Origin of the sequence: Tianweitania sediminis, from assembly GCF_017813335.1 — a bacterium.
GTDB classification, from domain to species: Bacteria; Pseudomonadota; Alphaproteobacteria; order Rhizobiales; family Rhizobiaceae; genus Tianweitania; species Tianweitania sediminis.
Genome location: NZ_JAGIYY010000001.1, coordinates 1,366,261 through 1,379,840, shown reverse-complemented (window position 1 = coordinate 1,379,840; position 13,580 = coordinate 1,366,261). Strand labels below are relative to the sequence as shown.

The 13,580-nt window shown below is 60.2% G+C and carries 14 protein-coding genes; 7 read left to right on the top strand and 7 right to left on the bottom strand.

Annotation, left to right across the window (positions count from 1 at the left end):
* Window positions 1-123: 123 nt before the first annotated feature.
* The 6 genes from J5Y06_RS06690 to J5Y06_RS06665 all read left to right on the top strand — a co-directional run bounded on the left by J5Y06_RS06690 (window position 124) and on the right by J5Y06_RS06665 (window position 5,694).
* A complete protein-coding gene (locus tag J5Y06_RS06690; RefSeq protein WP_209334237.1) occupies window positions 124-963 on the top strand; it encodes an IclR family transcriptional regulator in 840 nt (279 codons plus the stop codon).
* Between the two features lie 321 nt (window positions 964-1,284).
* Window positions 1,285-2,442 (top strand): ABC transporter substrate-binding protein, encoded by a 1,158-nt coding sequence (locus J5Y06_RS06685; protein WP_209334236.1) that lies wholly within the window; start codon window positions 1,285-1,287, stop codon window positions 2,440-2,442.
* A 2-nt stretch (window positions 2,443-2,444) separates the two neighbouring features.
* Window positions 2,445-3,332: a branched-chain amino acid ABC transporter permease gene (locus tag J5Y06_RS06680; RefSeq protein ID WP_209334235.1), complete on the top strand. Its 888-nt coding sequence runs from the start codon at window positions 2,445-2,447 to the stop codon at window positions 3,330-3,332.
* Between the two features lie 2 nt (window positions 3,333-3,334).
* Window positions 3,335-4,228, top strand: coding sequence for a branched-chain amino acid ABC transporter permease (locus tag J5Y06_RS06675; protein ID WP_209334234.1), 894 nt, complete (start codon window positions 3,335-3,337; stop codon window positions 4,226-4,228).
* The gene (locus J5Y06_RS06670; protein WP_209334233.1) at window positions 4,221-5,030 is read left to right on the top strand and encodes an ABC transporter ATP-binding protein; all 810 of its coding nucleotides are present in this window, start codon (window positions 4,221-4,223) and stop codon (window positions 5,028-5,030) included. The genes J5Y06_RS06675 and J5Y06_RS06670 overlap by 8 nt, the downstream gene beginning before the upstream one ends.
* Window positions 5,002-5,694 (top strand): ABC transporter ATP-binding protein, encoded by a 693-nt coding sequence (locus J5Y06_RS06665; protein WP_209334232.1) that lies wholly within the window; start codon window positions 5,002-5,004, stop codon window positions 5,692-5,694. Before J5Y06_RS06670 ends, J5Y06_RS06665 begins: the two co-directional genes overlap by 29 nt.
* A gap of 12 nt (window positions 5,695-5,706) precedes the next feature.
* Here the strand turns inward: J5Y06_RS06665 and J5Y06_RS06660 are convergent, their stop codons facing one another.
* The 5 genes from J5Y06_RS06660 to J5Y06_RS06640 all read right to left on the bottom strand — a co-directional run bounded on the left by J5Y06_RS06660 (window position 5,707) and on the right by J5Y06_RS06640 (window position 11,014).
* Complete coding sequence (locus J5Y06_RS06660; protein ID WP_209334231.1) at window positions 5,707-7,290, bottom strand: alpha/beta fold hydrolase; 1,584 nt, start codon at window positions 7,288-7,290, stop codon at window positions 5,707-5,709.
* Between the two features lie 80 nt (window positions 7,291-7,370).
* Window positions 7,371-8,264: an isocitrate lyase/PEP mutase family protein gene (locus J5Y06_RS06655; protein ID WP_209334230.1), complete on the bottom strand. Its 894-nt coding sequence runs from the start codon at window positions 8,262-8,264 to the stop codon at window positions 7,371-7,373.
* Window positions 8,265-8,287: 23 nt separating this feature from the next.
* Complete coding sequence (locus J5Y06_RS06650) at window positions 8,288-8,800, bottom strand: 3-isopropylmalate dehydratase small subunit (RefSeq protein ID WP_209334229.1); 513 nt, start codon at window positions 8,798-8,800, stop codon at window positions 8,288-8,290.
* Between the two features lie 10 nt (window positions 8,801-8,810).
* Window positions 8,811-10,067 (bottom strand): 3-isopropylmalate dehydratase large subunit, encoded by a 1,257-nt coding sequence (locus tag J5Y06_RS06645; RefSeq protein ID WP_209334228.1) that lies wholly within the window; start codon window positions 10,065-10,067, stop codon window positions 8,811-8,813.
* A gap of 56 nt (window positions 10,068-10,123) precedes the next feature.
* Window positions 10,124-11,014 (bottom strand): MBL fold metallo-hydrolase, encoded by an 891-nt coding sequence (locus J5Y06_RS06640; RefSeq protein WP_209334227.1) that lies wholly within the window; start codon window positions 11,012-11,014, stop codon window positions 10,124-10,126.
* 99 nt (window positions 11,015-11,113) lie between these two features.
* Between J5Y06_RS06640 and J5Y06_RS06635 the strand changes: the two genes are divergently transcribed.
* Entirely contained in the window at window positions 11,114-11,422 is a 309-nt protein-coding gene (locus tag J5Y06_RS06635) for a hypothetical protein (RefSeq protein ID WP_209334226.1), read from the top strand.
* A 520-nt stretch (window positions 11,423-11,942) separates the two neighbouring features.
* Here the strand turns inward: J5Y06_RS06635 and J5Y06_RS06630 are convergent.
* Both J5Y06_RS06630 and J5Y06_RS06625 read right to left on the bottom strand, forming a co-directional pair.
* Window positions 11,943-12,530, bottom strand: coding sequence for a DJ-1/PfpI family protein (locus tag J5Y06_RS06630; RefSeq protein ID WP_209334225.1), 588 nt, complete (start codon window positions 12,528-12,530; stop codon window positions 11,943-11,945).
* A 62-nt stretch (window positions 12,531-12,592) separates the two neighbouring features.
* Window positions 12,593-13,561: a substrate-binding domain-containing protein gene (locus J5Y06_RS06625; RefSeq protein WP_209334224.1), complete on the bottom strand. Its 969-nt coding sequence runs from the start codon at window positions 13,559-13,561 to the stop codon at window positions 12,593-12,595.
* Between the last annotated feature and the right edge of the window lie 19 nt (window positions 13,562-13,580).

Here is a 13,580-nt window from a genome sequence, read left to right as displayed (position 1 = left end):
TCCAACGAATTTCTCGAAAACTTTTCCAACGAAGCACTGTTAGTGAACTGTGTCAAACCGCGATTTACATGTCACAGTATGACATAGTATCTCTGGGCTTGTAACCGGGAGTGGAGATTGGGCATGGCTCAGGCGGCAGGAGGTCGAACATTGAAACGCGGAGAGCCGGTGAGCAAGATTAGTCAGGTGGAAGACAAAGGCGCGGCCACGCACAATGTCAGGGCGGTGTCGCGCGCGTTGCGCGTGTTGAAATCCTTTGCCGGCAAGAGCGGCCAAACGTTGGCGGAGGTGACTGTCGCGACTGGCCTCGACAAGGGCACCACGCGTCGCCTGCTGCTGACGCTGATGGACAACGGCTTTATTATGCAGGATGCGCAGACTCAGCAATATCGCCTCGGCTTTGCGATCCGCGAACTGGCAGCCGACGTGACCGGCGATTTTGACCTGCGCGCGTTGGCCCTGCCGATCCTGAACGAGCTGGCGGCCGAACTGCACATCACCGCCTTCCTGTCGGTTTACGACAACAACGACGCGGTCTGCTTGGAACGCATCCACGACATGCGTGGCATCGAGGTTCACTGGTGGGCGGTGGGCGGCGTCCTTCAGTTCAACTGCGGCGGCGCGCCAAAGCTGCTGCTAGCCTTTCGCCCTGACAACGAGATTGATGAGGTGCTTAAGCGCCCGATGGCGGCGCTGACGTCTAAGAGCATCGTCGAGCCGGAAAAGCTGCGCGCGGAACTGATGAGGATACGCAAGCGCGGTTGGGAACTGGCCGTGGATGACGTGGCTTTGGGCCTCTCCGCGATTGCCGTTCCAGTGCGCGACACGGCCGGCGAGATCGTCTGCGCGCTGTCCATTGCCGGCCTGACCCCGCAACTGGTTAACCGTGGCAAGCCCGTTCACCTTGAGCGGATGCAAAGGGCGGCCGGCGAACTGGAGCGCCGTCTACGCGCCGGCCACTGACCGCCCGGCCCAGCATCATGTCATGCAGTGACACGCGTATTGTTCATTGACAGCCCTGTGGGATTCGACTTTACTTCGTCGTGAGGATTAAGGGAGGAACGAAGCCAAAGTAGCCAGAATTGGCTGCAGCCACGGTCCCTATTCGCCGCTGTGGCGGCTTCATTCCAGAACAATGTCGGAAGAGTGCCGCGCGCGGAATTTCCGCCCGTGAAAGACGGCGCTTGTTCGATCGAGAATGATACGGGCACCGTTCGCGGAACGGGTCCGGGTCGCATGCCGGGTGGCTCGCAGGCCGCGCCGGGTAAAACGGGAGGAGTTTCCATGAGAATTCGCAAATTCAGCTTGAGGTTTGCCGCCTCGATCCTGGCGCTCAGCGGGGCGATGGCGCCCAATGCGGCCTTCGCCGAGCCAGACGCCGGCGAATACAAGATCGGCTTTATCTCGGAAGCGACCGGCCCTCTTGCCGCGGCCGGCAATTCGTATCTCCATGGCGCACAGCTCGCAATCGAACAGATCAACGCCGAAGAGTCTGCGGGTAAGGGTGTCGAGCTCGAGCTGGTTGAAAAGGAAAGCGGCTCGGATGCCGCGCGTTCGGTTCAGGCGCTCACACAGTTCATCGCCGACCGTGATGTGCTGGCGGTCAGTTGCTGCATCCTTTCGCCGGTCGCCGGCGCGGTAAAGCCCGTAGCCATCGCCCAGAAAATGCCACTTGTGCTTTACGGCGCCACCCGCCCGGGCTTGCCGGAACTGCCTTACGTCACCTCCATCGTCGTTCTGCCTGGGCCGCAAGAAGTGAAGATGACCAAGATGCTGGCGGAAAAGCTGGCGCCGAAGACGGTCACCTACTTCGTGAATGCCGACAATGACGGCTTTCAGGGCCGCTTCAAGGCCGCACAGGAGGTCATGGAAGAAGCTGGCATCAAGACCGGCGGAGTTGTCAGCATCCTTTCGGCAGACACCGACTTTACCGCGCCGGCTACACAGGCGATCGCCACAAACCCAGACTTGATCATGGTTTGGACTACGCAGACACCAGCGGCCGGCATCATCGCCGCACTTCGTGCACGTGGTTACGAGGGGCACATCAGTGCATCCGACGTTATCTCGCCTGCTCCAGTATTTGAGCGCATCGGCGAGCCCTTGGCTGGTATTCCCTTCCCGACCAGCTTCGCAGCAGAGATCTCCACGTCCCCGGAAGCAAAAGCGTTCGCAGAAGCCTACGAAGCGAAGTTCAACGGGTCGCCAGACACCTACGCCGCTCAAGGCTATACTGCGATGCGCTACATTGCCCAAGGCCTGAAGTCACTTGACGGCGAGCCGACCCGTGAAGCTCTCGCCAATGCCATGGCTTCGATCGCCGAAATCACGCCAAACGTATATGGCGGTCTGCCGATGAAGGAAGGTCAGGCCGATGTCGACAAGGCGCTGATTGCCGCCTGGACCAAGGACGGCAAGATTACGACTTGGGAAGGCAACTAAGCATGCAGCTTTTTGTCGAGCAGCTGATCAACGGCTGGGCTCTTGGTTCGCTTTATGCCCTTTTTGGCATTGGCTTTGGCCTGGTGTTTTCGACGCTCGGCATCCTGAACGCTGCACACGGAGCCTATGCCAGCTGGGCAGCCATTGTCGGCTATTATGTGTTCCAGTGGTATGGGGTTCCTTTTCCTGTCGCTGTTCTTTGCGGTGTCTTCGGGGGTGGCATTCTCGCCATCCTCGTCGACCAGATCGGCTTCCAGCCGTTGCGGTCAAGGCGCATGGGCATGCTGGGCGCCTTGATCACCAGCATCGGCTTCTGGATTATCCTCGACAGCTTGGCGGGAAGTGCGACCGGTCACCAGAGCCTCGCCTTCCCCGCAAGCAGCTACCCGAATGCCATGGTCCAGATTGGGCCCCTGCGCGTCCCGCAGATGCAGATCATCATCATCCTGTCGCTGATAATCTGCACGATTGCGATACATCTCCTGATCCAGCGCGCGAGGATTGGAGCAGCCATGCGCGCGGTGGGGTGGAACGATGTCGCGGCAGCCATTTCCGGCGTCAACTCACGCGTCATCATCCTTCTGACCGCCTTCATGGCGGGCGCGACGTCAGGTCTCGCGGGTGTGCTCGGTGGCATCGCGACTTCAAACGTCTCCTACACGCTTGGTGAAGGGCTGATGCTGAAGGGCTTTGCGGCCGTAGTTGTTGGCGGTTTCAACGATGTGCGGGGAACAGCGGTCGCGGGCATCATGCTCGGCATCATTGAGGTGTTCGTGGCGCAGTACATCTCCACTGCATTCCGGGACGGCGTGACCTACACTCTGCTGCTCGCATTCCTGATCATCCGCCCACGCGGGCTGTTCGGCAGCGCCAACTTTTCGAGAGCTTGAACATGGAAGCCCTTTTCGACTTCTGGGCCGCCTATGGCAGCACTGTCACCTTTGCGATGGCTAACGCCTTTTTTGCGCTCTCAACCTATGCGGTTCTGTCAACCGGAGTACTGAGCTTCACCACCGTCACTTTCGCTGCAATTGGTGGCTTCCTGGCCGCCCAGATGGTTGGTCAATTCGGGCTGCATGTTTACCTTGCCTTTCTCATCGCCGGGATCGGCGGCGGGTTGGGGGCGGCTGTTGTCGCCTCGCTGTTCTTGCGTCTTGAATCCCACTGGATGGCGCTCGCGAGCCTCGCCCTGGTGCTTATCACCCGTGTAACCGCCCTCAACACGCCGGGCTTGACCGGTGGCGTCAACGGCCTCGTTGTTCCGGTCACGATCTCCCAATTCGAACTGTTTGTGCTGCTCACCGTCACCACCCTGGTTTTCTACCGCCTTCACAACAGCTGGTACGGCTTGGCTTCGCGGGCCGTTCGTGAAGATGCTGCCGTCGCCTCAACCATGGGTATCAGCCCTTACCGTATCCAGTTCACGGCTTTTCTAATCAGCGGCGCCGTAGGCGGATTGGGTGGCGCAGCCCTGGCTTTTACGCTGCAGTTCATCTCCCCCGACACTTACTTCATCGGCATCGCCTTCACCATGATCGCATCGACGGTGCTCGGCGGCTCCTTCCACTGGTTTGGGCCGATCGTGGGCGCACTGATCTTCACAGCGTTACCAGCCGCCATGCAGGCCGTGGTGCCCGCCGTCGAGGATGTCGCCAAAGGCGTCGTGCTGATCCTCATTATGGTTTTCCTGCCTCGCGGGCTGATCGACCCACGAGCCATCGGGTTGCGCCGCGCGGCCAAGCGCCGTCGTGACATCGAGCATGAAGCGGAGAAGACCCATGCTTGAGGTCGCTTCCCAACCCCTTCTGCTAGAAGTAAACAGCGTGGTTAAGCGCTTTGGCGGCGTGGCGGCCGTTGGTGGGCTGACTGCGCATGTGCGCCAAGGCAGCGTGCACGGCCTGATCGGCCCCAATGGCGCAGGCAAGACCACGCTGATAAATCTGATCACAGGCTTGCTCCACCCCGATGAGGGTCAGATCCACTTTGCCGGTCGCCACCTGGAGAAGATGAAGCCGCAGCAGATCGCCGGGCTCGGAATAACCCGCACCTACCAGAACGTTCGCCTTTTCAGCGGCATGTCCGTGTTGGAACAGGTGATGACCGGCTGTTTTCTTGAGCGCAAGGCGGGTCTATTCAGTTCCTTCCTAGGCCTACCGTCGGCCCGCAACGACTGGAAGCGCGTGCGTGAACACGCCATGCACCTTCTGAAGCGGGTGGCAATGGATCATACAGCTGACGAGCTTGCAGAGACTTTGTCATATGGCGAGCAGCGCCGTATCGAGATTGCCCGGGCGCTTGGTTCTAATCCTCGGCTCCTGCTGCTCGACGAGCCAACCGCGGGCATGAACCATGCCGAGGCCACCGCAGTTGGCCTCCTCGTGCACGAACTGCGCGACGCCGGAATCACGATCCTGATGGTGGAGCACAACATGGGTCTCGTGACCGAGTTCTGCGATAGCTGCACAGTGATGAACTTCGGCCAGTTGCTTGCTGAAGGGGACCCAAGAAGCTGCATTGCCAATCCAGACGTGCAGGAAGCCTATTTCGGACGGAAGAACGATGCTGAACGTATCAAGTCTCTCCGCTAGCTACGGCGCAATCAACGCCGTGCGCGGCGTTGATCTGCAGGTCAGCGCCGGCTCCCTTTGCGTTCTGCTAGGCGCCAATGGAGCTGGCAAGTCGACGACGCTGAGGAGCATCGCTGGCTTGCATCGCCCGATCGGCGGTTCCGTGAAGCTCAACGACCAGGAGATTTCCCGACTTTCCTTGCACCGCGTGGTTAAGTCCGGCCTCGCCTTTGTTCCGGAAGGCAGGATGGTCGTTGCGCCTCTGACCGTTGAAGAAAATCTCAAGCTCAGCCACTTCTCGGGCCGCTCTGAGCCGTCGCTGCTCGACAAGGTCTACACGCTTTTCCCTCGCCTTGCCGATCGACGGCGCCAACTCGCCGGCCTGATGAGCGGCGGCGAACAGCAGATGCTTGCGATCGGCCGGGCACTCATGACCAAACCGCAGATGCTGGTGCTGGATGAGCCCTCGATGGGCTTGGCGCCGGCCATCGTCGATCTTGTTTTCCAGTCGATCGTCGAACTCCACAAGGAAGGTCAGTCGATTCTGCTGGTTGAGCAGAACGCGGCGATTGCGCTTTCTGTGTGCGACTATGGTTACGTCATGAAGCGCGGTCAGATCGTGATTGAAGGAACGGCGTCGGTCCTAAAGGAAAACCCGGAAGTTCTTGAGGCCTACATGTCCTGATCGCGCATGCGATCAGGGTCGGCTGAGAAACGCGTCGTAAAGGTCGAGCGTGGCTTGAGCGGCCGCAGCCTCCGGCGCGGGCCACCAAACGGTCGTAGGGGTTAACGTTGTTTCCACACTCGGCACGTTCAGTTTCGCCGACTCCTCCACGCCGTTGACAAGCATGTCGTTTGGTCCCGCGCAGATCAGCGCCTGCCGCTTGAGCAAGGGTAGGCGTCTGACGGTGTCGTATTTGAAGGCGGATCGATAGGCTTGGTCATACGTGAGTCCGCTCTCCAAGATGCCAATGGTATAAAGGTGCAGGTCCTCCGCGCTCGGCACGCCGAGGTCGCGCGCAGCAGCGCGGTCGACGCGATACCACGGCCAGTACATGAACATGTCGCGCCGCCAGTGCCACGCAAGTTGGAGGTGCAGGCCCCATTTGTCTGGACGAATCTGTGGGAAGTAGTTGTCGAGAAGATCAGCCTGAAAATCCGGATCAATGAAGACCGGGCCTTCCAGCACGGCGCGGCGCACGAGGTCGGGACGCGTGACAGCAAGTTCCAGCGCGACCAGCGAGCCTGTATGAGAGCCCCAGACATCGACCTCTTGGAAGCCTAGTGCTTCGATCAGCGCCGCCATGTCCTCGGCCAGCATGTCGATGGTCACGTCACGATCGAGCTTTTCAGACAAGCCGTTGCCAAAGTAGTCGACGGCAAAGACCTGCCGCCCGCGCGCAAGCCCGCTCACCACGGGCGCGAATTGCGCCGAGGAGCCGCCGCCGGTCGGAATAACGAGCAGCGGCCTTCCGCCCTCGCCAGCACGGCGCAGATGCATGAGCCCGCGGCTCGTCATGATCGAGTCGTGCCAGATGGCGTTGTTCGGCAGCGCCCGAGCGGGCGGCAGTGCGTTGCCCGAAACCGATATGCGCAAGCCGGCGAGCGCGCCCGCCACGTCCGAAAGCAGTGCCACATGTCGGCAGCCTTCGAGCTTCGCGGCCTCGCCGATCGTCCGATGGCAGAGCGACCACAACCGCGCATAGCCCGACGGCATGGTGGCTGCCGCAACAAAGGTCGCACTCAGATCTTCCGCCGGAGAAATCGGCTCGCCCACTTTCGCAGGTTGACCTGTATTTTCCGGCTCCAGCAGTTCGCGATCGCGCAGATGGTGCCAAAGCAGGGTGAGGTGTGTACCGTCTTGCCGTGGCGTGATGTCTAGTTCGGCTGAAACGCTCCCCCTCCAGGCAAGGGACCGTTCCAAGCCCACGGTGATAACCGGCACTTCGCGTCCGAGCTTGCGCAGAATCGCCGGCAGAAGGCCCGCTGCCATCTCATGAGCTATCAGTGCGAGCTCCGCAAAGCTTGCAAGTGCCTTCACGACATGGTCGGCAGCCATTTCAGCATCGCCGCTCGGCTCTATGCGCGAGCCGCCGATGCCAGGCAGTTCAAGCGCCGTCACGCGGCAACCGGGATTGGCGAGAGCAAGTTCGTTCGCCAGAACTTCCGCGGCGCGAGTCAAGCCGCCGAGCACGACAAGGTCGGGTCCTGCCCCACGCTGCCAAAGCCTGATCTGTCCGTTGGCCAGTGTCAGGTAATGCGGCGTCGCACGGTCAGGCATGGGGCGCTCCGAGAAAGTGGCGCACGAGGAAGCCCGACCCCGCCGGCGCCGGGTTTTCCTTTTGCAAAGGTTCAGATCGCTTACGCGGCCTTCCAGGTGGTCGTGTTCTGCTCGGGCAGATATTTGAGCTGCTTTTCCTCGATTTCCTTGAAGCCGATGAACTCAACAAACGGATCATGCGCGGCGACCGGGCGCGGCAGATTACGTGAGGTCTTGTCGCGGGCAAGAACGGCAAGGTTTTCTTCGAGCGCCTGGGCCGCGCTCATCAGCGGCACCAACGCAAAGGTTGCCATGCCGGCAACGCTCTCAATCTCTTCAGGTGACAGGTTCTTTTCCAGCCATCCCAGAACCTGCAGCGACAGTGGCACGCCGCAGGCTTCGCGCAGCGCGCGCAGTCCCTCGATCGACTTGAAGCACTTGCTGATTGGCTGGATCACATCGGCGCCGGCAGCGACGTAGGCCTTTGCGCGATGGATCGCCTCTTCCTCGGTCGCGGCATCGGTGCGCGCGATGATCAGCATGTTAGGATTGCTGCGCGCTTCTACGGCCGCTGCAATCTTGCCGACTGCCTCGTCGACCGAAACGATTTCGACGCCGCCGACGCAGATCGGGCAGCGTTTTGGCGAAACCTGATCCTCCATGATCACAGCGGCACAGCCCGCAGCCTCGAACTCACGCACCGTTCGCATGGCGTTGATGGCGTTGCCATAGGCCGTGTCGATGTCCGCGATCAGCGGCACCTTCAGCACGGCCGAGACGTTGCGCACGACCGTGAGGTTCTCGGTCATGGTGTAGAGTTCGGCATCGGGCATGCCCAGATAGGAGGCCGACACGCCGAAGCCGCTGGTCATGACTGCATCGAAGCCGGCATTTTGTATATAGAGGGCCGAAAGCGCATCGTAGGCACCGGCAGCCCAGACGGTCTTCTGGGCCAGCACGCGCTGCTTGTAGTCGCTCTGGATATGCTCTCGCATGTTGAAATCCTTTCAAAGGAAGGTCAGGAGGCGGGGACGGGGCGTTTGAGATATTCCGTGAGGCCGCCAGCATCGAGCATCTCGCGGTCGGCAAATGACAGCGGCTCAATCGGCAGAGACTTGCCGGTCGTGAGGTTGCGCACCTCGTTTTTGTCCCAGTCGACTTCCACCTCGTCCCAGCGGTTCACCAGTTCCAAGATGCCGGGGCAGCTTGCCTGGGGGAAGCCCATGGAGATCTCGCCGCGCCAATAGCCAGGAGAGAAGGACTCCGCGATCACACCCTTGATGCCGAGGTGGCGCATGGCGCGCATAGGCGGGTAGTGCGGGTGGCCGTAACCAAAATTGTGGTTGCCGACGAGCACGTCGCCGGGCTTCACCGAGGCATGAAAATCTGGATCGTACGAGGTCATCGCGGCGGCCGACAGTTCCTCGATGTCGGTAATCTTGATGTTCTTGACACCGACGATCTGGTCGACGTCGAAATTGATTTCATCGAAGATGAAGGCAACGCGGCCGCGCAGGTTCTGAAGGGTCATCGCACAGGGCTCACAGATACTTGCGCGGGTCGGCCAGCGCGCCTTCGATCGCCGAGGCGGCGACCGTTGCCGCGTTGCAGAGATAGATTTCCGAGTCCGGGCTACCCATTCGGCCGCGTACGTTGAGGGTACCGGTGGAAACGGCGCGCTGCTTCTCGGTCATTGTAGCGATGCGGCCGAAGCAGTAGTCGCAGCTCGGCGAAGAGATGAAAGCGCCGGCCTCAGCCAACGTCGAGATCAGCCCCTCACGGCCAGCTGCCGCCATGATCTCTTGACTGGTCGGCACCACGTTAAGCTGGAAGCCTGACTTCACCTGACGACCTTCGAGGATTTTCGCAGCGATGCGCAGGTCGTCGAGGCGGCCAGAGGCGCAGGAACCCAGATAGCCGGCGTGGATCTCCAAGCCCAGGAACTCCGAGAGATTGCGCGAGTTGGCCGGCGTGGGCGGGATCACCACCAGCGGCTCTAAATTGTCGAGGTCGATCTCGTAAACCGCCGAATAGCTGGCCTCTGGGTCGCTATAAACCGGCTCAAGCTGCTTTTTCGCGCGGGCAAGCGCATAATCAAGCCTCTCCTTGTCCGGGTTGACGATCGCCGTTACCGCGCCGGTAAACATCGCCAGCCCGGTGATGGTCTGGAGGCCCTCGGTAGAAATCTGCGACAAAGCCGGCCCGCCTATCTCCAGCACCTGGAAACGACATGAGGCCGGACCCATAACGCGCACGAGATGGTGGAACACGTCGCGGGCCATCACTCCCTTCCGCAACGTACCGGTTAAGTTCACCCGCACTGTCTGGGGTACCTTGATCGAGATGCGCTCGCGTACGAACGCCTCGAGCAGGTTGCGGCGGATGCCCATGGCAAGTGTGCCGAAAGTCCCAAGCTGGCTGATATGGCCATCGAAGTGCACGACAAAAGCGCCGGGCACGGCATAGCCGACCTCGGAAGCGACCTGGTGGCCGATGCCCTTGCGCTCATAAAGGGCGACGTTGTTTTCGGCACACCATGTGCGGGTGCCGATATGCAGTTCCTCTTCCTTTGGCGAGGTCGCCGGCACCATATGGTCGATGAAGATCGCATAGCGGTCGGGCTCAGCCACCCGCTCGATGCCGAAATCCTCCTTCATTTGACGGAAATACACATCAGTATAGCCGGGGAAATCGTAGGCGATGACGTAGTCGGGCTTGGCCATGACTTCGTCGCCGGCTTTTACGGCAACGCGTCCCGAGACGCGGGCGAGGATCTTTTCGGTAATCGTGTAGCCCATTGTTTCCTCGAATTTAGCTTGGCGCGGGAGTCTGCGCCGCTTGGCAGGTCTGAGCGTCAGGCCGGAACGGCGGCCTCTGCGGGTTCGAAGGCAAAGCCCATGCCGGCACGATGGATTTTGCCGGCATGCGGTGGGCCGAAATGCATAGGCAAAAGAATCGCGCCGGTGCCTGCACAATGATCGAGAAGCTTGCGCCGCGTGGTGCGCGCGGCATCCTGTATCTCGCAGAAGCAGGAGTTGAGATGCGGCGCGTACACCTGGATCGGCTGGTGGATGACGTCGGCCGAGATCACGAAGCCACCACCCGGCGCCTCGTGCTTTAGGATGAGCTGCGTGGCGGTATGGCCAGGCGCCAGCTCGACGCGCAACCCGGGCACAATCTCGTCGCCGTCCTCTACGAATTCCACCAAGCCTGCCTCAACCACCGGCAGCACGCTGTCCTCAATCACCGCCACGTTATCAGGGAAGAGCCGTGGCCCGTCGCCGTTCGTCCAATGGTCGAACTCGGCGCGACCGAAGATATAACGAGCATTTGGAAACGCTGGTACCCAGCGACCGTTCTCAAGCCGGGTGTTCCACCCGACATGATCGATGTGCAAATGCGTGCAGAAGACGATGTCGACCTCTTCCGGCGTAATGCCAGCTGCCGCCAGAGTGTCGATGAAGGGGAAGTCGAGCATGTGGAAGCGCTGGAAGCGCGGCAGCGCGCGCACCTTGCCGTTGCCCGAGCACGTATCAACGAGGATGTTCAGGCCATCGACCTGCACCAGCCAGGAATGGATGCTTGACCAAACCTGACCGCTTTCTTCGTCAAAGAAGTCACGCAGGATGGGATGCTGATCGAAGATTGCGGAATCGAAACCCGGGAACAGGTTCTCCGGACGGAAACCTTTCTCCAGCACTTCCTCGATACGCGTAACCGTAATCTCGCCAATTCGAAACCGCACCACCGTGCTCCTCCCCGAACAGCGTTGAACGGGGTGATGCTAGCACCCGTGGCAGGTCCTGCCAACGAATAAAATGCGTTTTACCAGATGACACGGTAGATGCAGTTGCAGGTTTTGGACGCGACCGCTAGCAAAAGGCGGGCGCATTACCGCCACAGCGATGATCGATGGAGCGCGACGCCTGCTGTTGTCGAGGTCAAAGGCCAATCGCATCGTGAACTCTTCACAGCAGCATCCGCGCAACTGCACGAGCGCTACAGAAGTCATCCTGATGCCTCACAACAGCGCATCTATCTCGTGCGGTGGTTTGGACCTGGGGAATCCTTGGCGGGTCGTTGGACGCACGAGGTGAAATCAGCGGCCGAACTGAAGAACAACCTGCCAATGCTGCCTAAACAGCTGAAATGAGGACGCGAAGCTGACCGACATCAGCGCTAACTCAAACGCCCGCTTTCAGGCAGAATCGAGCGCGGCTGCACGTCCGATAAGGGCGCAAAGCTGCCGCTCGACATGCTAAACTTGGGCACCTTACTTCAGACTACGAATCTGGGGGTCAGGTATTAGAATCTCTTCGGACGCGCCATTTAGACTTTTGTCTTTGTGGGATTTGCTCTTCGCTTCTTCTGCGGCACCTGAGTCTGCAGCCGGTTTGCAGACGTCCCTGATTCAGCGTGTCAAAAGCTAAAGATTTCTGCTTCGGCCAGACCCATGCGCCGACGCCGCGGCTTGTCGAGGTCCTCGTTCTTCCTGACCTGCCAAGCGCCATCTGCGCGGCCGAGATACTTATAGGTGTTTGGCGCAGTCCTGAGCGGCCCGCCGGGGAGACTACGTCGACCCTGATGTAGCCTGCTCAGGTATCTAAACCGGCCGCTCCGCGAGAGTGCGGCCGGAAGCGCGGCTCGATTGCTGCGCCTCCTGCCGACATAGATCAGCTGTGGGTGATCTTCGTGCCGAGTACATTCATGCATTCGCGCATGAAGGCAGCAAGCGCAGTCCAGCCTTTTGCGGAAACCATGTTGCCGTCCACATAGGCTTCGGTCGGGCTCACATCGACATAGATGCCGCCCACCGCGGTGACTTCCGGCTCGCAGGCGCCAAGTCCTGCAACCTTGCGACCCTTCAACACGCCGGGAACTGCCATCAGGATCTGCACGCCGTGGCAGATCGTGAAGATGGGCTTGCCGCTCTCATGGAAATAGCGAACGAAGCCCTGGATCCGCTTGTCCGTGCGGATGTATTCAGGCCCGCGGCCGCCAGCCGCATAGATCGCGTCATATTCCTCGATGTTGATCTCGGAAAAGGTCTTGTTGATGTCAGCGTAGTGGCCGAGCTTTTCCGTGTAGGTCTGGTCGCCCTCGAAATCGTGCAGGGACGTCTTGATGCGATCGCCCGCGTTCTTGTCAGGGCAAACGACGTGAACGGTATGACCGACTGCCTCCATCCCCTGCTGGAAAACAAAGATTTCGTATTCCTCGGTGAATTCACCGGTCAGCATGAGGATCTTCTTGCCGCTCATGGTGGTCTCCTGTTGTGTGCTGCGATGAAAGGTGCCCCGTTAAAGGGACACCTTCTCGTTGATCAGAATGGCGAGTCTGGGAAATAGAACTGGTCGGCGTTTTCCGGTGTGATCAGCGGTGCATCCAGAAGGAACGAACCGCGCATCGGGGCCTGTCCGTTAAACTGGCCCGCAACCATGTAAACGGCCGACTTGATCATGGACGGCGGATAAGGGGTGGAGATCGGCGTGCGCTCGTCGCCTTCCTTCACCATCTCGATGACCTGCTTCATGCCATTGCCGCCGAGCATGTACTTGATGTCGCTGCGGCCAGCCTGCTCCACGGCTTCGATCACCCCGAGCAGCATGTCGTCGTCGTTGGCCCAAACAGCGTCGATCTTCGGATACTTCGCAAGGTAATCCTGCATCAACTGAAAGGCTTCGTCCTGATTCCAGTTCGCATACTGGATGTCGAGAATCTTGATGTTGGACTTGGCGATCACATCCGAGAAGCCCTTGATGCGTTCGTCGTCGATCACGGTGGGGATGCCGCGAAGAACCACGATCTCGCCCTCGCCGCCCAGTTTCTCCGAAAGCCAGGTGGCGGTGTTAGCGCCAACGGCGATGTTGTCGCCGGCGACATAAAGGTCCTGCACCGACGGATCGGTGAGGCCGCGGTCCACCACGGCGACGAAGGTGCCCTTGGCCTTCACCTGCTCCACGGGCCCGGTGAGTTCTTCCGACGTGAACGGCAGGATCACCAGTGCGTCGAGGTCCTGCGTTGCCGAAAGATCTTCAAGCGAAGACACCTGTGCCGAGGCCGAAGAGGCCGTGGAAACGATGACGTCGATGTTCGGGAATGCGGCTTCGACTTCCTTCTCCGCCTGCTCGGCATGGTAAACCACGCCACCAGTCCAACCGTGGGTGGCAGCAGGGATGGAAACTGCGATCTTCACGTCGCGTTCCTGAGCATGTCCAGCGCTCAAGGGCATGGCAACGGCAATTGCCGCAGCCGACAGGAGCATGCGTTTTTTCAGGCAGTTCAGTGTCATGGTTCTTCTCCTCCGTTAT